Annotated in this window: 23 protein-coding genes and 2 tRNA genes; 21 read left to right on the top strand and 4 right to left on the bottom strand. The window is 63.7% G+C overall.

The features are described 5' to 3' along the window. The first annotated feature begins 25 nt into the window (after positions 1–25). The 4 genes from KIH76_RS07270 to KIH76_RS07255 all read left to right on the top strand — a co-directional run bounded on the left by KIH76_RS07270 (position 26) and on the right by KIH76_RS07255 (position 2,557). Entirely contained in the window at positions 26–592 is a 567-nt protein-coding gene (locus KIH76_RS07270) for a hypothetical protein (protein ID WP_219070043.1), read from the top strand. Further along, the gene (locus KIH76_RS07265; protein ID WP_219070041.1) at positions 589–1,347 is read left to right on the top strand and encodes a hypothetical protein; all 759 of its coding nucleotides are present in this window, start codon (positions 589–591) and stop codon (positions 1,345–1,347) included. Before KIH76_RS07270 ends, KIH76_RS07265 begins: the two co-directional genes overlap by 4 nt. Further along, entirely contained in the window at positions 1,344–1,904 is a 561-nt protein-coding gene (locus KIH76_RS07260; RefSeq protein WP_219070039.1) for a hypothetical protein, read from the top strand. Before KIH76_RS07265 ends, KIH76_RS07260 begins: the two co-directional genes overlap by 4 nt. Before the next feature lie 116 nt (positions 1,905–2,020). Then, complete coding sequence (locus tag KIH76_RS07255) at positions 2,021–2,557, top strand: GtrA family protein (protein ID WP_219070091.1); 537 nt, start codon at positions 2,021–2,023, stop codon at positions 2,555–2,557. 693 nt (positions 2,558–3,250) lie between these two features. Here KIH76_RS07255 and KIH76_RS07250 read toward each other — a convergent pair. Next, a tRNA-Met gene (locus tag KIH76_RS07250) sits at positions 3,251–3,327 on the bottom strand. A gap of 169 nt (positions 3,328–3,496) precedes the next feature. Here KIH76_RS07250 and KIH76_RS07245 point away from each other — a divergent pair. The 10 genes from KIH76_RS07245 to nucS all read left to right on the top strand — a co-directional run bounded on the left by KIH76_RS07245 (position 3,497) and on the right by nucS (position 13,167). After that, positions 3,497–4,531 (top strand): homoserine O-succinyltransferase, encoded by a 1,035-nt coding sequence (locus KIH76_RS07245; RefSeq protein ID WP_214373588.1) that lies wholly within the window; start codon positions 3,497–3,499, stop codon positions 4,529–4,531. Positions 4,532–5,038: 507 nt separating this feature from the next. Next, on the top strand, positions 5,039–5,851 hold the full coding sequence (gene atpB, locus KIH76_RS07240) for a F0F1 ATP synthase subunit A (protein ID WP_214373589.1): 813 nt from the start codon (positions 5,039–5,041) through the stop codon (positions 5,849–5,851). 138 nt (positions 5,852–5,989) lie between these two features. Further along, positions 5,990–6,220, top strand: coding sequence for an ATP synthase F0 subunit C (atpE, locus tag KIH76_RS07235; protein ID WP_033493409.1), 231 nt, complete (start codon positions 5,990–5,992; stop codon positions 6,218–6,220). Positions 6,221–6,279: 59 nt separating this feature from the next. After that, positions 6,280–6,801, top strand: a complete 522-nt coding sequence (locus KIH76_RS07230) for a F0F1 ATP synthase subunit B (protein WP_163146883.1) — start codon at positions 6,280–6,282, stop codon at positions 6,799–6,801. Between the two features lie 58 nt (positions 6,802–6,859). Beyond that, complete coding sequence (locus KIH76_RS07225; protein WP_219070037.1) at positions 6,860–7,687, top strand: F0F1 ATP synthase subunit delta; 828 nt, start codon at positions 6,860–6,862, stop codon at positions 7,685–7,687. A gap of 100 nt (positions 7,688–7,787) precedes the next feature. Next, positions 7,788–9,467, top strand: a complete 1,680-nt coding sequence (gene atpA / locus KIH76_RS07220; protein WP_152358858.1) for a F0F1 ATP synthase subunit alpha — start codon at positions 7,788–7,790, stop codon at positions 9,465–9,467. Positions 9,468–9,470: 3 nt separating this feature from the next. Further along, a complete protein-coding gene (locus KIH76_RS07215) occupies positions 9,471–10,397 on the top strand; it encodes a F0F1 ATP synthase subunit gamma (RefSeq protein ID WP_152358857.1) in 927 nt (308 codons plus the stop codon). Between the two features lie 4 nt (positions 10,398–10,401). Further along, positions 10,402–11,889, top strand: coding sequence for a F0F1 ATP synthase subunit beta (gene atpD, locus KIH76_RS07210; protein ID WP_214373591.1), 1,488 nt, complete (start codon positions 10,402–10,404; stop codon positions 11,887–11,889). Next, positions 11,889–12,197 (top strand): F0F1 ATP synthase subunit epsilon, encoded by a 309-nt coding sequence (locus tag KIH76_RS07205; RefSeq protein ID WP_214373592.1) that lies wholly within the window; start codon positions 11,889–11,891, stop codon positions 12,195–12,197. Before atpD ends, KIH76_RS07205 begins: the two co-directional genes overlap by 1 nt. Positions 12,198–12,393: 196 nt before the next feature. After that, positions 12,394–13,167 (top strand): endonuclease NucS, encoded by a 774-nt coding sequence (nucS, locus tag KIH76_RS07200; protein WP_214373593.1) that lies wholly within the window; start codon positions 12,394–12,396, stop codon positions 13,165–13,167. Between the two features lie 59 nt (positions 13,168–13,226). Here nucS and KIH76_RS07195 read toward each other — a convergent pair whose 3' ends face one another. Then, the gene (locus tag KIH76_RS07195; protein WP_214373594.1) at positions 13,227–14,231 is read right to left on the bottom strand and encodes an FKBP-type peptidyl-prolyl cis-trans isomerase; all 1,005 of its coding nucleotides are present in this window, start codon (positions 14,229–14,231) and stop codon (positions 13,227–13,229) included. 128 nt (positions 14,232–14,359) lie between these two features. Here KIH76_RS07195 and KIH76_RS07190 point away from each other — a divergent pair, with 128 nt between their 5' ends. The 3 genes from KIH76_RS07190 to KIH76_RS07180 all read left to right on the top strand — a co-directional run bounded on the left by KIH76_RS07190 (position 14,360) and on the right by KIH76_RS07180 (position 18,205). Further along, positions 14,360–15,865, top strand: a complete 1,506-nt coding sequence (locus KIH76_RS07190; RefSeq protein ID WP_236036892.1) for a hypothetical protein — start codon at positions 14,360–14,362, stop codon at positions 15,863–15,865. Beyond that, on the top strand, positions 15,862–16,887 hold the full coding sequence (locus KIH76_RS07185; protein WP_214373595.1) for a DUF8094 domain-containing protein: 1,026 nt from the start codon (positions 15,862–15,864) through the stop codon (positions 16,885–16,887). Before KIH76_RS07190 ends, KIH76_RS07185 begins: the two co-directional genes overlap by 4 nt. Positions 16,888–17,233: 346 nt before the next feature. After that, a complete protein-coding gene (locus KIH76_RS07180) occupies positions 17,234–18,205 on the top strand; it encodes a tetratricopeptide repeat protein (protein ID WP_214373596.1) in 972 nt (323 codons plus the stop codon). A gap of 123 nt (positions 18,206–18,328) precedes the next feature. Here KIH76_RS07180 and KIH76_RS07175 read toward each other — a convergent pair whose 3' ends face one another. After that, entirely contained in the window at positions 18,329–19,240 is a 912-nt protein-coding gene (locus KIH76_RS07175; protein ID WP_214373597.1) for a glycerophosphodiester phosphodiesterase family protein, read from the bottom strand. 687 nt (positions 19,241–19,927) lie between these two features. Then, positions 19,928–20,003, bottom strand: a tRNA-Arg gene (locus tag KIH76_RS07170). A 104-nt stretch (positions 20,004–20,107) separates the two neighbouring features. On the opposite strand from KIH76_RS07170, the gene KIH76_RS07165 reads away from it, so the two are divergent. From KIH76_RS07165 to argS, 4 genes are all read left to right on the top strand, one after another. Beyond that, positions 20,108–20,734 (top strand): CYTH domain-containing protein, encoded by a 627-nt coding sequence (locus KIH76_RS07165; protein WP_214373598.1) that lies wholly within the window; start codon positions 20,108–20,110, stop codon positions 20,732–20,734. A gap of 239 nt (positions 20,735–20,973) precedes the next feature. Then, positions 20,974–21,363: a Rid family detoxifying hydrolase gene (locus KIH76_RS07160; protein ID WP_214373599.1), complete on the top strand. Its 390-nt coding sequence runs from the start codon at positions 20,974–20,976 to the stop codon at positions 21,361–21,363. Positions 21,364–21,783: 420 nt separating this feature from the next. Then, positions 21,784–23,217 (top strand): amino acid permease, encoded by a 1,434-nt coding sequence (locus KIH76_RS07155; protein WP_219070035.1) that lies wholly within the window; start codon positions 21,784–21,786, stop codon positions 23,215–23,217. Continuing rightward, entirely contained in the window at positions 23,214–25,022 is a 1,809-nt protein-coding gene (gene argS, locus KIH76_RS07150; RefSeq protein ID WP_219070033.1) for an arginine--tRNA ligase, read from the top strand. The genes KIH76_RS07155 and argS overlap by 4 nt, the downstream gene beginning before the upstream one ends. Positions 25,023–25,208 lie beyond the last annotated feature (186 nt).

Below are 25,208 nucleotides of genomic sequence, written 5' to 3'. Positions count from 1 at the left end.
CGGCTCGAAACGGAGGAGGTGCGCGATGAGGATGCTCTTCGTCAAGCGCCTGTTCGCGCGGTTCATGGTCTGCATATGGGCGTTCGTGTTCCTCGCCGTCGGGGCGGGGATGCTGTGGGTGGCCGCGCTCATCGGCATCGATGCGTATGTCTCCGATGAGCGAAACCGCGCCGAGGTCATCAAAGGATTATCCGCCTCGAATAGGGATCAGGCGGACAGCATGATCCGTGCGATCCACACGTGGGCCGAAGGGGCGCACATGCTGGTCGGCCCGGTCGCCGTCCTCACGTTGGCGATCGTCGCCGGCGCGGTCCTGCTGATGACCATGTCGCAGGACATGGTCGACATGGTCAACGCGAAGACCTTCAGTCAGGCTTCCGGCCGTATCGCCAGCCAAATGGGCTATGACCCGACCATGCGGCGCACCGGCCGGCGTCTTGACGACGCTTACGGATCGCCGGCGGCGCGGCCCGAGAGCGCACCCGGATACGCTCCGCCCTCCGAGCCGCCCGTCTCGCCGGTCACCAACACGCCGTATAGCTTCGGCACCCCCTCCGTCGGAGCCGAAGAAAGCGGCAAGGAGGCCAGATGATGGACGGGTTGTTGATACTGCTGTTCGTCTTGGTGATCATCGTGCTGTTGATCGGCCTGCCGGTGCTGGTCATCTGGCTGCTGATCGCGATGTGCAAGCGTCTGTCCGGCACGCAGAGCGCCGTGAAGTACTTCATGCTGCCCATGGCGTTTCTGCTGTGCCTGGGCACCGGACTGGGACAGTTGCTTGCCGGTGTGGAGGAGATGCTGTATGAATCGGACGGGATGATCGGCGCGCTTGGCGCTCTGGCGTACGGGGCGGCGCTCACCGGCGTCGGCATCTGGCTGCTGGTGCTCACCGTCCGTGACGAGTGGAACGCCTCGCGGCGGCTGTACGCCCTGCGCCACGACACGTATGTGCGGGTGCAACGGCACATCGACCAGGAAACGGATGCGTCCGTCGGGCTGCACGTCGCCGCGGGCATCACGTCGTCGGCCGGCAAAGTGCTGCGCTGCCCGTCGTGCGGGTGCGAATGCATCCTGCCGATGGGGCATGCGATCCTGTGCGCGGCCTGCGGCAACGAACTGTCGCTGACCGCGCGGCGGTACACCGACAACACGTCCGCCGCGCATATGCGGTCACGGACGGCCCCTGCCGGTACGCGTCCGCAATCCTCGCCGAACCTGCCTCCGCCCAGTGGTGTCGCATACCCTGCTCCCATGCCAGTAGGCGCGCCTTTCGCGGCTCCGGCGCCGTCCACCAAGCCCAATCGCGATGCCGGACGTGCCGGACGGCAGGAAGGAGACCTCTCATGACCAGTACCATGCGACAGGCCGGTCCCGCTCGGCCGACCGGCAATCTGGTGTTGCCGGACGACCAGATCCAACGCGACGCGCGGCGGCGCGACGTGAGACTGATGTGGATGTACGGCATCGGATCGGTGGTCTATATCGTGCTGGCGGTCGTGGCGGTGCTGCAGGTCTCGTCGTTCCTGACGACGTTCCTGGAGCCCCAGGTGCGTGCCGCCGCTGTTACGAGCGGACTGAACATCGACGGTCTCGACCAGTTCATCAGTGTCATTTTCTGGGTCCAGATCGTCTTCTTCGTGGTGATGATCGTCGTGCCGATGATCGTCGCGATCGTCAACTTCGTCACGCGACTGCGGCGCTGGCGGAGGTACGTGTACTGCTCGTCGCCGGCATACCTGCAGTCGCTGGTCGACGGACAGGCCGACGCGGCGACCAGGGAGACGATCGGCCGCATCACCAAGGAGCTCATGTACGTGAACCGCAAGTGCCCGAACTGCGGGCGCTGGCTCTGGACCCCGGCCGAGGGCACGGTGGAATGCCCGAGCTGCGCGCGCAGGGTGTGAGCGCGCTGCCTGCTGACCGATGGCGGTGCCCGGCCGTAGTGATCCGCTGCGACCGGGCCGGCGGGTCAACCGTGCCGTGTTAAATGACTGACGTGAAGAAACTGATTGCGCAGCTTATGAAATTCGGCATCGTCGGTGTGATCGCCTTTATCATCGACTGGGGCATCCTGAACATCCTGGTCGGCGTGTTCCATATGCATAACGTGCTCGCCGCCACCATCTCCTTCATCATCTCGCTGATCTTCAACTATCTGGCGAGCATGAAGTTTGTGTTCAAGCACCGCGACGACATGGCGCGGTGGATGGAGATCGTGATCTTCGTGGCGGGCGCGGTGGTCGGCCTGTTCATGAACGACGCGATCATCTGGATCTCGACGTACGGCATGAACCATGACGCGTACGTTTCGCAGCATGCGGAGTACCTGCTGCGCACGAACGTAGGCAAGCTGGTCGCGACCGCCGTGGTGATGGTATGGAACTTCCTGATCCGCAAGTGGCTGCTGGACGACACGCATACGAACGCCATGAACCGTCTGCGTTCCGCCGACAACCGCCTGAGCGCCGAGGAGCTCGAGGCCAAGTGGCTCAACAGCTTCTCGCACAAGCTCGGCGTATGGTCTCTCGAGCACACCCCCAAGGGCTGGCCGAAGTAGGAAAGTGGACCATCATTGATGGTCCGGTTCAGCCGGGTGTATGTCGTAAGTGGGCAGAATCGGACTTAAGAAGTCATAGGTGGGTAAATATCTGTTACTTGGCCTTCGAAATGGGGTCTATCTGGTACGACTTTACCCACTTACTGATTTCAGAGTCCGGAAGTACCCACTTATCGATTCCGAAAATACCCGCTTACGGATTCAGCCGGGCGCCATCAACCGGAACGATGGCGGATTCCCGCGGATCCTTCCTGATGTTCCGGAATCTCCCGGGCTTACGGCCGTCACGGTCCCTCAAACCGGCAGTATGCCCGGGAACATGCGTCGCAATGAACCACCCTCCCGGGCTTACGGCCTGTTAACAACCCGCAACCGGCCGTATGCCCGGGAATGAGCGTCTCGTCGTGCTGATGAGCCTCGCATCTCCCGGGCATACGCCCGTTTTGCGGGTAGGAGCCGGCCGTATGCCCGGGAGTGGGCGGCGACCGGTTATATCCCCCGGGCATACGCCCGTTTCGGGGTTCGCAACCGGCCGTATGCCCGGGAGTGCGAGGTGGATCGGTGACTTCTCCCGGGCTTGCGGCCGGTTTGAAGACCGGATTCGGCCGTATGCCCGGGAACGTTGACGGAATGCGCATCCATATGACTGAGAAACGAAAAAAGCTAGGAACCGTTTAGTTCCTAGCTTCGTGTTGGTAGCGGGGCATGGATTTGAACCATGGACCTCTGGGTTATGAGCCCAGCGAGCTACCGAGCTGCTCCACCCCGCGTCGGCTTGTCTTGCGACAGCTCTATCTAAGATACCGGCAACCGGTCAGATGTCAAATCGGCGTGTCGCGCCAGAAACCGCAGAGGAACCCGCGCCCCGATAGCCCGCCATAAGCGCAACCGATAACCCACGTGGCGTCCCGTCGTCGGCATGTTGCCATAATAGATGCCATGCCTATCAAGATCCCCAGTGGCCTGCCGGCCCGTGCCATCCTCGATTCGGAACGCATCTTCGCGCTCGAGAAGCCCGAAGCGGAGCGCCAGCGCGTGCGTCCGCTCAAACTGGTGATCCTGAACCTCATGCCCAAGAAGATCGAGACGGAGACACAGTTGCTGCGCCTCATCTCGAAATCCCCGCTGCAGGTGGAGATCGACTTTATGAAGACCTCCACGCACGAGGCCACGCACGTCTCCGCCGACCACCTGCTCAAGTTCTACGAGACGCTCGATGCGTTCAAGGACAACTATTACGACGGTTTCGTCGTCACCGGCGCGCCGGTCGAACATATGCCGTTCGAGCAGGTCGATTACTGGGACGAGTTCAAGTCGATCCTCGACTGGGCCTCGACGCACGTGTTCTCGACCATGTACCTGTGCTGGGGCGCGATGGGCGCGCTCAATTACCGCTACGGCGTGCGCAAGGTCGACTATCCCGAGAAGATCTTCGGCGTGTTTCCGCAGTATCTGCAGGACGAGTACTGCTTCCTGACGAACGGATTCGACGAGATCGCGCTGCAGCCGCACTCGCGACTCGCCGGCGTGAACGAGGACGATGTGGCCGCGAACCACGACCTGCAGGTGCTCACGTGGGGGCCGCAGTCCGGTCCGGGGCTGATCGCTACGCGCGATTTCTCGGAGGTGTTCGCGCTCGGCCATTGGGAGTACGGCAAGTACACGCTCGCGGAGGAGTATGAGCGCGACATGGCCAAGGGCCTGACGAACGTGCCGTTCCCGAAGAACTACTTCCCGCATGACGATCCGCAGCTGGAGCCCCTGTTCAGCTGGCGCGCGCACGGCAACCTGCTGTGGCGCAATTGGCTGAACTGGGTGTATCAGACGACGCCGTACGATCTGACCGAGGTGCCGCAGTTGCGCAAGGAGAAGCGGCTGGGTACGGACCGTTCGATTCGTCACGAGCCGGGGAGTCCGCGCCGGGACGGTTTCGCGCCGTTCGCGCACGACGGCTACGGCGTGATCGAAGGCTGATGGTGGACGACGGTCTGCGACCGCGTTGTTGATTGGCGGCCTGATGGCCGCGTACCCCACCCGCCCGGCTTATGCCGGGCACCCTCCCCTGAGAGGGGAGGCGGAGTTTGAGTGGGACGGAATCGCTTTGCCGCAGAGGATGTTTCGACAGCGTCGCCAGAGGCGGGATGTCCACAACGTGGACGGAGCGATATCCGAAAAACGAACGTCGAGAATGTCACAGTGCGGATGTGACTGTGAGCGATAACACAACAATTGTTGACAGATCGTCTAAACGCGCGAATCATGCAAAACGCCGACGGAACGGCGCGGTTCCGCCGCTGCTTGACTTTGTCCGAACGCGGGCTAATAATCACTTCTCAGCCATTCGGAGTCGAATGCACGACGTCGACTCCAAGCCACGCCGCGCGGACCCTGAACCGGGGAGACGGAAGTAACCGGCATGTCACATTCGCCCTACCCCTTGGGCTAAACTGACACCGGAAACAAGAAGCAGGAGGCGTGATTATGGTCGGTTCATTCGGCACAGGCATGCTGTTGGCAGCCGAGACTGGCGCGCATCTTCCGTCGGTCGATGACTTCCTTCCTCCGGAGATCCTGTTCCAGGGCACTCCGTTCGCGATCAATCGCATCATTCTTATCCGCATCGTCGCCACGATCGTGCTGCTGCTCGTGCTGGGCGTCACCGCCAGCCGCGCCAAGCTGATCCCCGGCCGCTGGCAGGGCGTCGTCGAGATGGGTCTCGACTTCGTGCGCGACAAGATCGTCTACGACATCATGGGCGAGACCCGCGGCAAGCGCTACGTGCCGATGATCACCACGCTGTTCTTCACGATCTTCGTGTTCAACCTGTGCGGCATCATTCCGGGCATGAACATGGCCGCCACCGCGACCGTCGTCATGCCGCTCGTGTTCGCACTGTGGACGATGATCCAATACTGGATCGCCGCCGCCCGATCGCAGGGCCTCGGCCACTACCTGCGCCATGAGCTGTTCACGCCGGGCGTGCCGTGGCCGGTCTACATCCTGCTCGCGCCGATCAACATCCTTGAGCTGCTCGTCATTCGTCCGGCCTCGCTGACGATCCGACTTTTCGCGAACATGGTCTCCGGCCACCTCATGGTCGCCACCTGCCTAGCGTTCGCGCAGTACTGGATGGTCGACGCGGTCAACAAGCTGCAGGGCGTCCCGGTGGGCGCGCTGTGGTTCGCGGGCGGCTTCGCGATGACCTGCTTCGAGGCGTTCGTCGCGTTCCTGCAGGCCTACGTGTTCGCGATCCTGTCGACCGTGTACATCAACCTGAGCTTCCCGGAGGAGTGAGCCAGCGGTCATCCGCGCACGGCGCAACTCCCCGTCCCCGCACGTTCCGCAACGTAACAACCATCAACCAAACCAGCGGAACGCAAGCGGAACCCCAAGATTTATAACGTCACCTCGTACGTTAGAAAGGAAACAGAAATGGATATCATCACCCTCGCTGAGGTCGCCGGCAACCTGTCCGTCATCGGCTACGGCATCGGTACTCTGGGCCCTGGCATCGGTCTGGGCATCCTCTTCGGTAAGGCCATGGAATCCACCGCTCGTCAGCCCGAGATGTCCGGCAAGATCCAGACCATCATGTTCATCGGCCTGGCTCTGGTCGAGGTGCTGGCCCTGATCGGCTTCGTCGCCGCCCTGATCATCAAGTAACGATCGTCCGACGCACGAAACAACGATTTCATGTCCAACAATGAAAGGAGGGCTTCATGATGACACTGGCAGAAGGCGGAATCGATCTGTTCATCCCCGAGACCTATGACATTGTGTGGTCCCTGATCATCCTTGTCATCGTTGCGCTGTTCTTCTACAAGTTCTTCCTGCCGAAGTTCAATGCGATCTTCGACGAGCGTGCGGCAAAGATCGAAGGCAACATCGCCAAGGCCGAACAGGCCAAGAAGGACGCTGACGAGGCGAAGGCCAAGTATGAGGCCCAGCTGAGCAACGCCCGCGTGGAAGCCTCCAAGATCCGCGACGACGCCCGCGCCGAAGCCTCGCACATCATCGCAGACGCCCGCTCCCGCGCCGAATCCGACGCGGCGCAGATCACCGCCAACGCGCAGCGCTCCATCGAGTCGCAGCACCGTCAGGCGATGGTCAGCCTCAAGGGCGAAGTCGGCACGCTCGCCGCTGCCCTCGCGGGCAAGATCCTCGGCTCCAAGCTCGAGGACGCGGACGTGCAGTCGAGCATGATCGACAACATGCTCGACGAGATGGACTCCGACAAGAAGTGACCGTCTGGCAGTGACTGTCAAGACTACAACGCAAACGTCAAGGAAAGGGAGGTGACCAATGCGAGGAGAAGCATCGCGCATCGCCGATCGCGTCTCTCGTGACTCGCTGGCACCCAAGCTGCGCGACTCCGGCGAGGACGCATGGCGCATCGGGAACGAGCTGTTCTCGATCACCAACGTGCTCGATCACAACGTCCAGCTTGAACGCGCGCTCACCGACCCGTCGCGCCCGGTGGCGGACAAGGTCGCCGTACTGAACACCCTGATCGGTGCTCAGGCGCACCCGATGACGATGGAGATCATGACCGATCTGGTCGGTCGCCGTTGGAGCCGCGTGTCCGACATCGCCAACGCCGTGGAGGACTTCGGCGTGGACGGCATGATGTACTACGCGGACGCCACCGGTGCCACCCTGCAGGTGTCGGTCGAGCTGGCCGAACTGCATTCGGCGCTGCTCGGCATGCCGGTCCTGCGCTCCGAGCTGTCGGATGACAGCGCGCCCGCCGAGGCCCGCACCAAGCTGCTCAACAGCCTGATCGGCTCCAGCGACCTCAACAAGGTCACCAAGCGTCTGGCGGAGCACGCGACCTGCAACCTGCGCAACCGCCGCTACCTGCAGACCGTGCAGTGGCTGATCAACAAGTTCTCGCGCCACATGGGCGAGTCGATGGTCACCGTGACCACCGCCACGCCGCTCAAGATCGAACAGGTCAAGAAGCTGGTCGCGATCTACACGAAGAAGGTCGGCCGCCCGGTGCACATCAACTCGGTCGTGGATCCGTCCGTGATCGGCGGCATGCGCATCCAGGTGGGCGACGAGGTCACCGACAACACGGTGGTCGCACAGCTCCAGCATCTGAACCGCACCGTCCAGGCCAGCGCCTGACGGCATATATCCCGCGCCCGCACGCAACGGACGGCAAGCCAACCGGCACGCCGCGACGGCACGGGATCCCAAGATTTACCAATAACAACAAGGAGTGATCATGGCAGAACTTACCATTGATCCCACCACGATACGCAAGGCGCTCGATGATTTCGTCGAGTCGTACAAGCCGTCGGACACGCCCACCCAGGAAGTGGGCTACGTGGCCACGGCCGGCGACGGCATTGCGCACGTGACGGGACTGCCTGGTTGCATGGCCAATGAGCTGCTGACCTTCGAGGACGGCACGCTCGGCCTGGCGTTCAACCTTGACGCCCGTGAGATCGGCGTGGTTATCCTCGGCGACTTCGCAGGCATCGAGGAAGGCCAGGAGGTCCGTCGCACCGGCGAAGTGCTCTCCGTGCCTGTTGGTGACGGCTACCTCGGCCGCACCGTGGACCCGCTGGGCAACCCGATCGACGGTCTGGGCGAGATCACGGACATCGAGGATCGTCGTATCCTCGAGGCCCAGGCCCCCGATGTGATGCACCGCCATCCGGTCGACGAGCCTATGTCCACCGGCCTCAAGGCCATCGACGCAATGACGCCGATCGGCCGCGGCCAGCGCCAGCTCATCATCGGCGATCGTCAGACCGGCAAGACGGCCATCGCGATCGACACCATCATCAACCAGAAGAAGAACTGGGAATCCGGCGATCCGAAGAAGCAGGTCCGCTGCATCTACGTCGCCATCGGCCAGAAGGGCTCGACCATCGCCTCGGTGCGTCAGAGCCTCGAAGAGGCCGGCGCGATGGAGTACACCACCATCGTTGCCTCCCCGGCTTCCGATTCCGCCGGTTTCAAGTACATTGCCCCCTACACCGGTTCCGCCATCGGACAGCACTGGATGTACCACGGCAAGCACGTCCTCATCGTCTTCGACGATCTGTCGAAGCAGGCCGAGGCGTACCGCTCGATCTCGCTGCTGCTGCGTCGTCCGCCGGGGCGTGAGGCTTACCCGGGCGATGTGTTCTACCTGCACTCCCGTCTGCTCGAACGCTGCGCGAAGGTTTCCGATGACCTCGGCGGCGGCTCGATGACCGGCCTGCCGATCGTCGAGACCAAGGCGAACGACGTGTCCGCCTATATTCCGACCAACGTGATCTCCATCACCGACGGTCAGATCTTCCTGCAGTCCGACCTGTTCAACGCGAACCAGCGTCCTGCCGTGGACGTCGGCATCTCCGTGTCCCGAGTCGGTGGCGCGGCGCAGACCAAGGCCCTGAAGAAGGTCTCCGGCACGCTGAAGATCTCGCTGGCGCAGTACCGTTCGCTGGAATCCTTCGCGATGTTCGCGTCCGATCTGGACGCCGCGTCCAAGGCCCAGCTGAACCGCGGTGCGCACCTGACCGAGCTCCTCAAGCAGCCGCAGTTCTCGCCGTACTCGATGGAACAGGAAGTCGTGTCCGTGTGGGCCGGCACCCACGGCAAGATGGATGATCTGCCGCTGGGCGACGTGCTGCCGTTCGAGCACGCACTGCTCGACTGGCTCGACCACAACACCGACATCCTCACCACCATCCGTGACACCGAGAACTTCACGCCCGACACCGAAGCGGCCCTCGACAAGGCCGTGGACGAGTTCCGCGAGACCTACGTGACCAAGGCCGGCAAGCCGTTGGTCGAGAAGAAGAAGGTCTCCAAGAACCCGACCCCGATCGAGCAGGAGAAGATCGTGTCGAAGGCCGAGAAGCCGGAGCACGACCCGAACAAGCACCCGATGGCCGGAGAAAAGAAGTAATTCATGGGATCGCAACTCGCATTGAAGAGCAGGATCGCCTCCACGGGTTCGTTGGAGAAGATCTTCAACGCCCAGGAGATGATCGCGTCTTCGCACATTGCCAAGGCACGTGACGTTGCCCTGAACGCGAAGCCCTATGCCGATGCGATTTTCGATGCCGTACAGGCTGTGGTGGCCCATTCGCATATCACGCATCCGATCGTGAAGAAGGAAGAGGACAACCCGAAGGTTGCCGTGCTTGCTCTCACGTCGGATCGTGGTATGGCCGGCGCGTACACGTCGTCGATCATCCGTGAGACGGAGGATCTGCTCAACCGTCTCGAATCGGACGGCAAGCAGCCGGAGCTGTACGTATACGGTCGCCGCGGTGTGACGTACTACAAGTACCGCAACCGCGACGTGGTCGATACGTGGGAGGGCGATACCGACAAGCCTGGCGTCGAAGTCGCCGAGGCGATCTCCACGGCACTGATGAACGCCTACATGAAGCCGGCCGCCGAAGGTGGAGTCTCAGAGCTCTACATCGTCTACACCGAGTTCATCAACATGGTGGTTCAGAAGGTGCGCGTGCTGCGGATGCTTCCGGTCGAGGTCATCGAACCCGAACGCGAGCAGGCCGACCCCGGTCTGGACGCGCCGAGCGATGCCAGCAAGGCCACGCCGCTGTACTCCTTCGAGCCGAGCCTCGAAGAGGTGCTCGACGCGGTGCTGCCGAAGTACATCCAGTCGCGTATCCACGAGTGCCTGCTGGAGGCGGCCGCATCCGAGACCGCGAGCCGGCAGAACGCCATGCATACGGCCACGGAGAACGCCCGTAACCTGATCGACGACCTGACCCGCAAGCTCAACGCCTCGCGTCAGGCTTCGATCACCCAGGAACTTACCGAAATCATCGGCAGCGCCGACGCGCTGAACAACAAGGAAGAGTAGGAACATGGCTGAGAATCTTCAGACCACAGCACCTGCCGAGACGGCCGCAGAGCCGATCAATGGTCGCGTCACGCGTATCCAGGGTTCGGTTATCGACGTCGAATTCCCGGTGGGCCACCTGCCTGACATCTACAATGCGCTGACCGTGCAGCTCCATGCTGAGGGCAAGCACGAGGAAGGCGAGACCGCGCACACGATCACGATGGAGGTCGAGCAGCACCTCGGCGATTCGACCGTGCGTTGCGTCGCGCTCAAGCCGACCGATGGTCTGGTTCGCGGCGCGGTCGTGACCGACACCGGTGGCCCGATCTCCGTGCCGGTCGGCGACGTGACCCTCGGCCACGTGTTCGACGTGACCGGCCACGTGCTCAACAAGAAGCCCGACGAGACCATCAAGGTCACCGAGCGTTGGCCCATTCACCGCAAGCCGCCGGCATTCGACCAGCTGGAGTCCAAGACCCAGATGTTCGAGACCGGCATCAAGGTCATCGATCTGCTCACCCCGTACGTGCAGGGCGGCAAGATCGGTCTGTTCGGTGGTGCTGGCGTCGGCAAGACCGTGCTGATTCAGGAAATGATTCAGCGAGTCGCGCAGAACCACGGTGGTGTGTCCGTGTTCGCCGGCGTCGGCGAACGTACCCGTGAGGGTAACGATCTGATCGGCGAGATGGGCGAGGCCGGCGTGCTCGAGAAGACCGCACTGGTCTTCGGCCAGATGGATGAGCAGCCGGGTACCCGTCTGCGTGTCCCGCTGACCGCACTGACGATGGCCGAGTACTTCCGCGACGTGCAGAACCAGGACGTGCTGCTGTTCATCGACAACATCTTCCGCTTCACGCAGGCCGGTTCCGAGGTGTCCACGCTGCTGGGCCGTATGCCTTCCGCCGTGGGTTACCAGCCGAACCTGGCCGACGAGATGGGTGCTCTGCAGGAGCGCATCACCTCGACGCGTGGCCACTCGATCACCTCGCTGCAGGCCATCTACGTGCCGGCCGATGATTACACCGACCCGGCTCCGGCCACGACCTTCGCCCACCTCGACGCGACCACCGAGCTGTCTCGTGACATCGCCTCGAAGGGCATCTACCCGGCCGTGGATCCGCTGTCGTCGACCTCGCGAATCCTTGATCCGCGTTACGTCGGCCAGGCCCACTACGAGTGCGCCAACCGCGTCAAGGCGATTCTGCAGCGTAACAAGGAGCTGCAGGACATCATCGCCCTGATCGGTATCGACGAGCTTTCGGAAGAGGACAAGACCACCGTCAACCGCGCCCGCCGCATCGAGCAGTTCCTCGGCCAGAACTTCTACGTGGCCGAGAAGTTCACCGGTCGCCCGGGCTCGTACGTGCCGGCCGACGAGACCATCGAAGCCTTCACGCGCATCTGCGATGGCGTGTACGACGATGTTCCGGAGCAGGCGTTCTCCGGCATCGGCGGCATCGACGATCTCGAGAAGAAGTGGCACGACATGCAGAAGGAGCTTGGTGAGTGATGGCTGGATCCTCAAAGACCTTGATGCAGGTGAATATCGTCGCCGCTGACCACCCGGTGTGGCACGGCGAGGCGAAGTCGGTGACCATCCCCGCCTCCGAAGGCGAGATGGGCATTCTGGCCGACCACGAGCCGGTGCTGACCGTCATCAAGGGCGGTTCGCTCACCGTGGTCGACCCGGCCGGCGAGCGCCACGTGTTCGAGGTCGCTGACGGATTCATCTCCTTCGACTCGAACAAGCTCACCGTTGCGGTCGAACGTGGCCGCGACGTGGTTCGCACCTCCGGTGCGAACGCCGACGCCGAGTAAGTTTCGCTCGGCTCGCGCTTTTGGCCTCCCGCACACTGCGCTGTGCGGGAGGCCTTCTGCTTTACGTGGGACTGTCTCCTCCGGTTTTTGCCGCGGAATCATCGCTGTTGTTGCGGCATTCGTCCGAGGGCCATCGCGCCGTGCACCATAACGGGCCGATGTTGCCATCCCGCGCGTCATGCTACAGTGTTGCGACGTGCGAATTATTGTTGCTGACTGCTCCGCTGAATACTCCGGCCGTCTGACGGCCTCGCTGCCGCCGGCCAAGCGCGTGCTGCTGATCAAAGCCGACAACAGTCTGTTGATATTCTCCGAACTGGGCTCGTATAAACCGCTCAACTGGATGGCCGCGCCGTGCACGATCAAGGAGATCGTGCCGCAGGGAAGCACGACCGACGATGATGACGTTGCCGGGACCGTGTCGGACGCAGCAGCGACTACTGACGATTCGGTCGTCGGCAAGGACCCGTCCGAACTGACGCCGATCAAGACGTTGCGTGTCTCCGCTGACAAGTCCAGCGACATTCTCGAAGTCGCGCTGTACCGCGTCTACTCCGACGAATCATACGATCTGGGTGAGGATCCGGGACTGATCAAGGACGGCGTGGAAGACCATCTGCAGCGCTACCTTGCGCAGCAGATCACGCGCATCGGCGAGGGCGCGAAGCTCGTGCGCCGCGAGTATCCGACCGCGATAGGACCGGTCGACATCATGGCCACCGACGCAAACGGCATGCATGTGGCGATCGAGATCAAGCGCCACGGCGGCATCGACGGCGTCGAACAGCTCACACGCTACTGCGAACTGCTCAACCGCGACCCGCTGCTGTCCCCGGTGCGCGGCATCTTCGCCGCGCAGACCATCACTCCGCAGGCCCGCGTCCTCGCGCAGGACCGTGGTTTCGAATGCCTCATCCTCGACTACGACGAGATGCGCGGCGTCGAGGACGATTCGCTGCGTTTGTTCTAAAAACGGGTACCGGCATTTAACAGCCGATACCCGTCAATTGTTCGCGTCGCTCCGCGCGATCAGTACGTGGCGAGGATGTCGACCACGAACACCAGCGTCGAGTTCGCCGGAATCGAGCCGGTCGCGCTCGAGCCGTAGCCGAGATCCGGCGGCACCACGAGCAGTACCTGAGAGCCGACGGTCTGGCCGGCCAGGCCCTGCGTCCAACCCTTGATCACGTTGCTGAGCGCGAAGTCGACCGCCGCACCCTTGTCCCACGAGGAATCGAACTGCTTGCCGTTGAGCAGCCAGCCGGTGTACTGCACCTTCACCGAACCGCTCTCCTCGACCTTCGCGCCGGTGCCCTTGATCAGCGGCTGCACGACGAGCTTGTCGCTACCCTTGTAGCCGTTCATGTCGATCGACGGCTTGCCGTCCTTGGCGCGCGTCACCTTCGGCAGGTCGGACGGCACGTCCTTGACCTCCTCACCGGTCGCCTTGGTCGGATCGGGCGCGGACGAGACGATCGTGAGCGCCATGATGTACGAGGTGCCCGACGAGTTGGAATCGTTCACGCCGATCGCCACCGTGCCGTTGATCTGCTGGCCGATGAACAGTTCCTTGTACGCCTCGTTGAGTTGGCTGCTAGTCAGATCCCACGAGCAGTCCGGCGTGTTCTTCGTCCACGTGTCCATCAGTTCGGAGCCGTCCTTGGCGTTGATCGCGATGCCCTGCACGCACACGCGGTCGCCGGCCTCGACAGCCTTGCCGTCGCCCTTCTGCAGGATGGCGTACGCGCCGTCCTCCACGGTCATCGGCGTCTTCGCCAGCGCGATCGTCGGTTTTTTGCCGAGTTCGCCGGTCGCCGTGATGCCGGAAAGTTGGTTGAGTTTCTTCAGTGCGGACTTGTCGTCGGATGACGAGGACGAGTCGGTGGACTTGGACGACGAATCGGTGGACTTGCCCGCGTTCGTGTCGTTTGAGTTCGACGAGCCGCCGCATGCGGCGAGCGTCAGGCACAGACCGAACGCGCACGCGCCGGCGAGCGCGGTGCGCAGGTACTGGGAAATGGTCTTGTTGAGCATGGATTCAACACTAGCGTCAATCCTTGATCATGCGCGTTCCCACCGCCTGTCTGCGCTGTGCGTCCGTCGTGTGCGTTTCCGTATACGTTGTGGGCGGATTAGGCGGGGGATTGTAGAATGGGATGGCTATGACTGTGAACAACCATGAATCTAAGCTGAAGGGTGCGGGTGGCAAAGCCGGCGCTTCCGACGCGTCCGAGCGGGATCGTGCCAAGGCCGAGGCCCGTCGCGTGTGGATCATGCGCGGCCTGGTCACGCCGTTTCTCGGGTTGCTGGCCGTTACCTGTTTTGCGCTTGGACTGCTGAATGCCACGATCTGGAAGCCGAGCCGGCAGATTACGGCCACGGCGTCGACGGGCGGCTCGCAGTATGTCGTGACCGATCCGGGCGTGCTGCCTCTGGTCGACCGGCAGGCGACGCTGACGGTCACGTCGTCGGCGAGTGACGAGGTCTGCATCGCGCTTGGCTCGGGCAAGGACATCAACGGTTGGGTGTCGGGTTCTCCGTATGTGCGTGTGACCGGCTTGAGCAGCTGGAGCGGATTGTCGACGCAGGCTATGTCGGCCAAGTCCTCCGGCAAGGCGTCGGGGCAGTCGGATGCGGCCAAGGTGGCGTTCAAGGACTCCGACATGTGGACTCAGGTCGAGTGCGGCAAGGGCACGGCGACGATGAAAACCGATGTGGACAGTGCGTCGTCCACGATGGCGCTGATCGATCTGGGGAAGTCCGGCAGCGCTTCCGTGTCATTGCATTGGGTGCGTCAGACGTTGCCTGATTTCGCGGTTCCGTTGTATTTCGCGGGCGGTCTGTTGGCCGTGATGGCGGTGCTGACCGCGTCGCTGTTTGCCATGCCGCCGCACAAGCGTCGCAAGCGGGTGGTTGCCAGTGCGGCCGCCGCGATCGAGTCCGAGGAGGTCAGCATCGGCGAGGCCATCGCCGGCAGCTGGTCGAAGATCAAGCCGAAGTCGCCGTCGTCCGGCCGTTCGCGGCATGGGCGTCGTCGTCATGCGTCGCATCGGTCGGGGGAGACCGGTTCGATCGCGCCGGTTGTCGAGTCCGCGTCGGCCGAGACGGCTGAGACTTCCGAAACGGTCGTGTCCCAGCCGACGATCGTTGATCCGTCGTCGCGCAATCTTGTGGCGGAGGTCGCGCAGACCCACGGTGCGGATGCTGCCAAGTCCGATCTCGAGCCGCATGAGTCGGATGTGGAGCCGGCGTCGGCCGATGATGGGAACGCCATGGTCGACGATGCCGCGACCAAGTCGGATGCTCCTGTTGATACCGACGATACGGCTGATACTCCGCAACCCGACGACGATGCCGCGACCTCGGTGATCACGCCGGAGGAACTGCAGGCATACTTCGCACGGTTCGCGCAGGAGTCGGGCGCCGCTGCGAACGTGGGCGGTGCGGATACTGCCGCCGGAGCCTCGGCCGAGACGGGCTCCGATGCGAATGAGAACGCTGGCGTTGCGCAGGATGATGCAGCAAGTACCGCGAACGATGGCACCGGTGACGATCCGGCTGATGATGACGATGCGAACGCTGTCGCGAACGATGGCAACGCCGACGATGATGCGCACGACGAGACGAATGATGATGCCGACGACGGCGAGGAGGTGGATCGACAATGAGCAAGATGCTGAGAACGTTCGCCGCGGCGACGCTGTCCGCAGTCATGGCCATATCCCTTGCTGGATGCGAAGGCCAAATCCCGCAGCCGGCCGCCAGTAGCACGACCGACGAATCGTCCGCCGGAGTCAAGGCGACGCCCGACCTGACCGAAGCGCAGGAGAAGGCCATCCGTAAGGCCATCCTTGACGCCTACCAGTCCGCGGGCGACTCCAAGAGTACCGACGGGCTCGACGCGCGCGTCACCGGCCCCGCGCTCGACATCTACTCGAGCCGCATCGCCATCGCCAAGGCGTCCAACAGCGCCGTCGACAAGTATGCGACCATTCCGTCCGAGATCGCGCAGACCGTCATCCCCACCGACTCCGGCTGGCCGCGTACCGTGTTCAGCATCACCACCACCACCGAGGACCAGCAGTCCAAGCGACTGCTCGTCATGGTGCAGGAATCCGCGCAGTCGAACTACAAGCTGTGGGGCATGGCACGACTATTCCAAGGCACCACGCTACCCAGCTTCGCCGTGCCGAAGATCGGCGCGTCGATGGGCACCGCCACCGACTCCGGACTCGTGACCACCCCGCAGGATGCGGTCAAACAGTACGCCGACGTGCTCGCCAACGGCTCGAACAGCCAGTACGCGGCCAACGTGGCCGATGACGAGTTGCGCCAGAACCTCGCCACCACCACCAAGCAGGTGGCCGACGGCATGGCCCGCAACAACGGCACCCAACAGCAGACCTTCACCCCCGTCGACGGTGCGATCTACGTCATGCGTTCGGTCGACGGCGGCGACCTCGTCGTCGCGCAGATCAACTCCGAATGGACCCGCCAAGCCGGCGAAGGCCGCGAATCGCAGCCCGCCTCCAACGACGAGCGCGCCCTCTTCGGCGACGGCACGGCCACCAGCACCATGAAGGTCTCGTATGTTAACACCATCGCCCTCTACGTGCCGGCCAAGGACTCCGGCAAGCAGATCACCGCGGTGGGAGCGGATAGGCAAGTCGTCAAAGTCGAAGCCCTCTAGATGACGGGCAACGGAGCGTCCTCTGCGTTGCTCCTCGGTCGACGTGCTGAAGCACGCCTTCCCTCGGTGCGCCTTGAGACCGCACGCGTTGCCTGTCGTCTAGCAATCGAATAACGGAGCGTATACGACCTTACCTCAGCGCTCGACGTGCTTATGTCGCGTTGCACGCGACCTTCGCGGCATAGCCGCTCACTTCGCCTACGGATAGTCCACTGGACTATCCGTTTGACGGCTCAGCGCCTTCGGCCTCGGACGGCTGTCTCCGCACGCGTTATTCGATTGCCACGCAATCCGGGGAACGTGTCTATAGTTATTGCGGACTGCAATACGCACTAACGGAGGCATCATGGTAGATCAGTATGATTCCTGGCTTGTCGGTCAGGGCAACAACGCTGCCGCAAGCGGCGATCTCAACGAACTCAAGCACCAGACCAAGGCCGAACCGGGTCAGCCTGGCGGCGCCCCCGCGGCCGGCGCGTACGTGATCGACGTCACCGAATCCACGTTCCAAGCGACCGTGCAGACCTCCGCCACGTTCCCGATCCTGCTGTTCCTATGGTCCGCGAAGGACGATCGCCTGTTCGACATGGCCCGTGCGCTCGGCGACGCGGTCAACAAGCTCGAAGGCCAGATCCAGCTCGCGCGCGTCGACGTCAACGACAACCCGCAGATCGCGCAAGCGTTCCGCGTCACCGCCGTGCCCGCGCTGTTTGCGCTGATCAACGGCCAGCCGATGATGGTCGCACAGCCCGGCGTGCTCACCGACGACGAACTGCAGCAGGTCACCGACGCGGTCATCCCGCAGATCGTCAAACTCGCCCAGCAGCATGGCGTGACCGGCACCGCGCCATATTCAGGCGACCCCGAGGCCGACAAGAAGGCCGCCGAGGAAGCGGCCGAACAGGTGCCGCCGGAACATGAGGAGGCGCATCGTCTGGCCCAATCGGGCGATTACTCCGGCGCTGCCGCCGCATACGCGAAGGTGCTCGAGGCGAATCCGGCCGATGCGCTCGCCGCGCGTGAACGTTCCAAAGCGCTGCTGCTGGCCCGTTCCGCGGCCGCCGACGTGCGCGAGGTACGCGCCGCCGCGGCCGCGCATCCGGACGACGTGGACGCTCAGCTGGCTGTCGCCGACGTGGACATGATCGGCGGTCAGATCCAGGACGCGTTCGACCGTTTGCTGGACTTCCTTGCGGCCGGCCACAAGGCCGATCTTGAGCCGGTGCGCAAGCGTCTGCTCGAATACTTTGCGATCCCCGAGCCGACCGACGAGCGGCTTAAGCGTGCCCGTCGTCGCCTCGCCACGCTGATGTTCTGAGTCGCCGTGGGCTTGACAAGTGGGCGTTGACATACCGCAACGACCGGGATTCCGGTCTTGTCGTGGTATGTCAACGCCCACTTGCTGTTCCCGTGGTCAAACGCCACGTATGATGCGGTTGCTTCACTCGCCGGTCATGTCACCGGCGGCGACGTAGACCGCGTGCGAGCGGGTCACCTTGTTCACGCGGTACGTGTTGTCGCCCAGAATGCCGTCCGCGCCCATCATCAGGCACCGGTTCGCCTCGCGGTAGTCGCTGCCGACTCCCGCGTAGATCGGCACGTTGTCGCGACGCGCGCGCTCCACGACCTCGCGCGTGAGCCGGTTGCCGCGCATCACCACGAAATCCACGCCTTTCGGCCACATGATCGCCGGATCGCCCTTCGGGCTGACGCACTTGCCGATCGTCCAGTCCGGATGGTTGCGCAGCAGCAGTCGCACCGCTTCGTCGGTCACCGACATCAGCATCACGCGATCCGCGAAATCATGCCGTTCGATCACGTCGGCCACCGCGCGGGTCAGCTTCGGTGCGCCTTTCGGTCCGGTTTTCAGATCGAGCAGCAGGCTTAAGTGATCGGACGATCGCTGCGCGGTCTCGATCGCCTGTGCCAACGTCGGCACGTGATAGTCCGTGCCGCGATCGCGCATCGTCATATGCTCGAGTTCGCGGTCGGCGAGCTTCGCGACGCGCAGGTCGTGACCGTTCGCAGCAAGTCGACCGGTGCGTTCGTCATGGAAGACGACCGGCGTGCCGTCGGCGGTCAGCCGCACATCGATCTCCGCGTAATCGGCACCGTCCGTGGCGGCGTTCGCGATCGCATTCAGCGAGTTTTCCGGCGCGGAATCGTCCCCGCGGTGCGCGATCGAGACCGGTCGGATCTCCCATTGATCGGCGTGTTCGCGGCGGCGCAGACGCGCGGCCGCAACCCCGGTCAGCACCAGCGTCAAACACAGCAGCGGCGCCACCCAGCGGAACATGCGGCGGAACGTGGTCGTGCGCGTATCCGTACGAATGAGGCTGTTGTAATCGTCCATCGCGCACCTCCTGCAAGGTCGAACCAACCATATGCCTTCATTATGTGCGCGAATGCGTGGGAACGGCATCATCCCGCAGAACGAATCACGGTTCCGGTGCGCGCCGTCGCCTTGCGGGCGTTACTCTTCCCGGGCTTACGGTCGTTTTGGGCCTCTGAACCGGCCGTATGCCCGGGTTGGGGGGCTGGGGGTGTTGTTGGTTTGTTCCCGGGCTTACGGTCGTTTTGGGCTTCTGAACTGGCCGTAAGCCCGGGTTGGGGGGCGGTTGTTGTTGGTCTGTGGGGTTGTTGGTGGTTTGTTCCCGGGCTTACGGTCGTTTTTGCGCCGCGAACCGGCCGCATGCCCGGGTTGGGGGTTGGTCTGTGGGCTGGTCTGTGGGATTGTTGGTGGTTTGTTCCCGGGCTTACGGTCGTTTTTGCGCCGCGAACCGGCCGCATGCCCGGGTTGGGGGTGACTGTTGTTTGCCTCTTCCCGGGCTTACGGTCGTTTCCGGCCTCTGAACCGGCCGTATGCCCGGGGGAAGAGCGATGGATCGCATGCCGGCAAGACCATGACAAGACCATGATGAATGGATCGGATCGCGGCCCGCAAGCCTGCGAGGATAGGGGGAGCAATGTACCCGATATGTACCCGATACAAAGAAGATGGCGGAATCAAGGTTATGAAAACCTTGGAATTCCGCCATTCTGGTGGGCCCAAAGGGGATCGAACCCTCGACCTTCTGTTCCGGAGACAGACGCTCTATCCACTGAGCTACGGACCCAAGCAACGCACTACTTTACACGTTGGGCGGACCGAACGCGAATCATGCGGTGCAAGGCTTCCAAAAACCGCCGCGACACGTGCAATCGCGTCTACACTGGTTTTATGGCCGATAACCTGAACGATTTCGAATTTGAGCGTCGGTTCTTCTGCCGTCATATGCCGGCAGAGCTCGACGACGGGGACGCGCCGGCTCTCATCGTGCAAAGCTACTACGTGCACGACGGCAACTACGCGCTGCGCGTGCGGCTCACGACACGCGCGATGCGGCTCGACATGACGCCCGACCTCGACCCGATCGAGGTGCTGCGCGAATACCGTGACCTGTTCGGCGAGGCGTACGTTACGGTCAAGGGGCCGTCCGTGGGCGGCACGCGCTACGAGGCCGAACGTGAGATCGATTCGCGCATCGCGGCCGAACTGGCGTTGCGCGGCGGCGCGCCGATCATCAAGAACCGGTATTCGGTCTGGCTGGACGAGGACGGCTGGAGCATCGACGTGTTCGGCGGGGCGAACGCGCCGCTCATCGTCGCGGAGGCGGAGCGCAGCAGCCCGGTCACGAATCTGATCATCCCGAAATTCTGCGTTACCGAGATCACCGATCAGGAACGGTTCAGCAACGACGGTCTCGCCGGCCGGCCATATCGCGAATGGCGGGATGATTTCGAGCGCGAGCTGGCGGAGGACGGGCCGCAGTTCATGCAGTTCTTCGGCAAGAACCGGCGGAACTGAGCGGGGCGCCGGTCGTGCGGCTGGATCCGGATCGCCGATGCGTGCGCAATGCGCGACATATGACTGACGGACACGTGGCGCGTGACGTTCCAAGGCGCGGAACGATTCGTCTCGCGCATGGCCGGCGCGCATACAATGGCGGGCATGATGCCGCGTGCGGTGGACTACGGAAGGCCGTGAAACCGCGTGTGAAACATCGGTGATGTGACGTTCGAGCGAACCGCAAAGGAGTATCGACTATGAGCGAAAAGATGGAAGAAGTGGCGACCTCGCAGGCCCCGGCCGCACTGGGCGCGTACAGCCAGGCCGTCAAGGCCAACGGCTTCGTGTTCGTCTCCGGCCAGCTGGGCATCGACCCGGCCACCGGCGAACTGGCCGGCGAGACGGCGGGCGAGCAGGCCGCGCAGGCGCTCAAGAACATCAAGTGCATTCTTGACACGGCCGGCACCGGCATCGAGCACGTCGTGCGCGCGACCATCTACCTGAAGAACGTCGAGGACTTCAAGGAGGTCGACGCCCGCTACGCCGAGGTGTTCATCGGCTCCGTCAAGCCGGCCCGCGTCGCGTTCGGCGGCAACGACATCCCGAAGGGCGCGCTCGTCGAGATCGACGCGATCGCCGCGCTGTGACGCATACGTACGCATGACGAACGGTGCGTGGCCTGTCCGGGAACGGATGGGCCACGCACCGTTTTCGTTGATGGCGGTTGTGCCGCTTCGCGCGTGACTGTCTGCTGCCGATGAATACGGCCGTATTCATTCGCAATGGCGTATGCGGTTACGTGTTGCGGGGATGGGCACGAATCGATGTCGACGGCGCTCTTACCCCCGCGGAGGGTTACATGCTGCGGGGACTGCGCAAATCGATGCCGATGGTGGCCTGACATCGCGGAGGGTTACGTATTGCGTGGGGATGCGCATTGGCGATATCCGATCGGACCGCCATACGATCTGTGGCTGTTCTCCCATCGCGGCTATCATACGTAAGTCGCCCGCGCGATGACGCGCGCGACGGACCACCGATCCGAACCACGAACCGAAGGAGCCGATATGGCCGACCGCGGCACCAGCGATGCGCATGCTACCGACACCGATCTCGAACGGCGCATGGAATCGCGCCACCTGACCATGATCTCCCTCGGCGGCGTGATCGGCACCGGCCTGTTCGTCAGCTCCGGCTACACCATCAACCAAGCCGGCCCGCTCGGCGCGATCCTCGCCTACGCGATCGGCTCCCTGCTTGTCTACTGCGTCATGGTCTCCCTCGGCGAGCTGTCGGTCGCCATGCCGTACGCGGGCAGCTTCCACCTGTACGCCAAACGTTTCATCGGCCCGGCCACCGCGTTCGTGATCGCCGTGCTGTACTGGCTCAACTGGGCGGTGGCGCTCGCCAGCGAGTTCACCGCGGCCGGGCTGCTCATGCAGCGCTGGTTCCCGAGCAGCCCGGCGTGGGTGTGGTCGGCGGTGTTCATCGCGGCGGTGTTCGCGCTCAACATCATGTCGGTGCGGCTCTACGGCGAGGCCGAATTCTGGTTCGCGTCGATCAAGGTGTTCGCGATCGTCGCGTTCATCGTGATCGGGCTGCTCGCGATCTTCGGTGCGATCCCGATCTCGGGCCGCCCGGCCGACGCCGGCGCGCCGCTGTTCGGCAATTTCGTCGCGGACGGCTGGTTCCCGCGCGGCATCGCGCCGGTCTTCTCCACGCTGCTCACCGTCGTGTTCGCGTTCTCCGGCACCGAGGTCGTGGGCGTGGCCGCCGGCGAGACGCGTGACCCGGGCACGGCCATCCCGAAGGCCGTGCACACCACCGTGTTCCGTCTCGCCATGTTCTTCATCGGCTCGATCGCGGTGATGGCCGCGCTCATCCCGTGGCAGCGGGCCGGCGTGGACACCAGCCCGTTCGTGCTCGTGTTCCAGTCGATCGGCATGCCGTTCGCCGGCGACATCATGAATTTCGTGGTGTTGACGGCCGTGTTGTCGGCGGCCAATTCCGGGTTGTACGTATGCTCGCGCATGGTGTGGTCGCTCGCCAAGGAACGGCTGATCCCGGCGCGGTTCGCCAAGACGAACTTCCGCGGCGTGCCTGTGTGGGCGGTGCTGTTTTCGATGTGCGGGTCGCTCTTGGCGCTGCTCTCCAGCGTGGTGGCGGCCTCGACCGTGTACTTGGTGCTGGTGGCGGTGTCGGGACTGGCGACGCTCGTGGTGTGGTTCTCGGTGGCGGTGTGCCATATCCGGTTCCGGCGCGAATGGGTGCGCGGCGGGCGTGACGTGGGTGAGCTTGGTTACCGTGCGCCCGGATATCCGGTGCTGCCGTGGCTGGCGATCGTGATGTGCCTCGGCGCGCTGGTGCTGGTGGCGCTGGACGATACGCAGCGTTCGACGCTGTATTGCATGGTGCCGTTCGTGGCGCTGTGCTACAGCGGCTACTGGGCGATCGAACACGCGCGCCGGAAGTCAGACTCGCCGGTATCCTTGGAAGAATGAGTCCTGAAGCCCTGAGCGAACTGATTTCGCGTATTGCCCATGAACTGGTTGCGTCCGGCAAGGCCGGCAACCTCACCGATGATCTGATCCCGCCCGTCGAGAAGCTCGCCGTCATGCGCCCGAAGGATCGCGCGCACGGCGACTGGGCCTCGAACGCGGCCATGCAGCTGGCCAAGAAGGCCGGCATGAAGCCCCACGACCTGGCCGAGCTGTTCGCCGCCGGCCTGACCGCCGCCGACGGCATCAAGTCCGTCGAAGTGGCCGGCCCCGGCTTCATCAACATCACCCTCGACTCCGCGTCCGCCGCGGCCGTGGTCGACCAGGTGCTCACTGCCCCGGCCGACGCCAACGGCGTCTCCACGTTCGGCAAGAACGCGCACCTCACCGGCAAGACCCTGAACCTCGAATTCGTCTCCGCGAACCCGACTGGCCCGATCCACATCGGCGGCACCCGCTGGGCGGCCGTCGGCGACTCGATGGCCCGCGTGCTCGAGGCGAATGGCGCGAAGGTCGTGCGCGAATACTACTTCAACGACCACGGCGAGCAGATCAACCGCTTCGCCAAGTCGCTCGTCGCCGCCGCGCACGGCGAGGAGACGCCGATCGACGGCTACAAGGGTGCGTACATCAACGAGATCGCCGACCGCGTGATCGCCGAGGCCGAGGCCGACGGCGTGGACGTGCTTGCCCTGCCGCGCGTCGACGGCGGCCTCGACAAGGACGGCAACCCGCTCGGCGAAGGCGATTCGGAGCAGCGCGAGGAGTTCCGCAAGCGCGCCGTGCCGATGATGTTCGACGAGATCCGCAAGTCGATGAAGGACTTCCGTGTCCACTTCGACGTGTGGTTCCACGAGAACAGCCTGTACACCGACGGCGAGGTCAAGCGCGCGATCGAGGTGCTGCGCGAGCGCGGCGACATCTACGAGAAGGATGGCGCGACCTGGTTCGAGTCGACCAAGCATGGCGACGACAAGGACCGTGTGATCATCAAGTCGAACGGCGAGTTCGCGTACTTCGCGGCCGACATCGCGTACTACTGGAACAAGCGCCACCGCGCGACCGATCCGGCCGACATCGCGATCTACATGCTCGGCGCCGACCACCACGGCTACATCGGCCGCATGATGGCCATGTGCGCCGCATTCGGCGACCAGCCGGGCGAGAACATGCAGATCCTCATCGGCCAGCTCGTCAACGTGTTGAAGGACGGCAAGGCCGTGCGCATGTCCAAGCGCGCCGGCAACGTCGTCACGATCGACGATCTGACCGAGGCGATCGGCGTGGACGCGTCGCGTTATTCGCTCGCGCGCACCGACTACAACTCGCCGGTCGACATCGATCTGAACCTGCTCGCGTCGCACTCTAACGACAATCCGGTGTACTACGTGCAGTACGCGCACGCGCGCTCCTGCAACGTGGACCGCAACGCGGCCGCCGCCGGCATCACCTACGAGGGTGCGGACCTCGCCCTGCTCGACACCGAGGCGGACGGCGAGGTGCTTGCCGCGCTCGCCCAGTGGCCGGCGCTGCTCACGCTTGCCGGCGACGCGCGCGCACCGCACCGCGTGGCGCATTACCTCGAGGATCTGGCCGCCGCGTACCACAAGTGGTACAACGTGGAGCGCGTCGTGCCGATGGAACTCACCGATCCGGAGGCCCGCGGCGACGAGGCGGAGGCCGTGCGCATCGCCAAGGCCCCGGAGCCGGCCCGCGCCGCCGCACGACTCAAGCTCAACGACGCCGTGCGCACCGTGATCGCCGAAGGCCTCGACCTGCTCGGCGTCACCTCTCCGGAGAAGATGTAACGGCCTTCGGCCGTTGCTGTATTCTGCGACGCTCACGACGCTATCGCTGTTCGCTGCTACGGACCGGAATCCTTCGGATTCCCCTCGCGGCATAGCCGCTCCCTTCGCCTACGGACAGTCCACTGGACTGTCCGTTTGACGGCTCAGCTGGACTGTCCGTCCCGACAAGATGTAACCTTTTACTCC

Source organism: Bifidobacterium simiiventris (genome assembly GCF_019331715.1).
Lineage (GTDB): Bacteria > Actinomycetota > Actinomycetes > Actinomycetales > Bifidobacteriaceae > Bifidobacterium > Bifidobacterium simiiventris.
The sequence above is the reverse complement of the archived record's forward strand: the minus strand, read 5'-3'. Positions and strand labels throughout refer to the sequence as shown.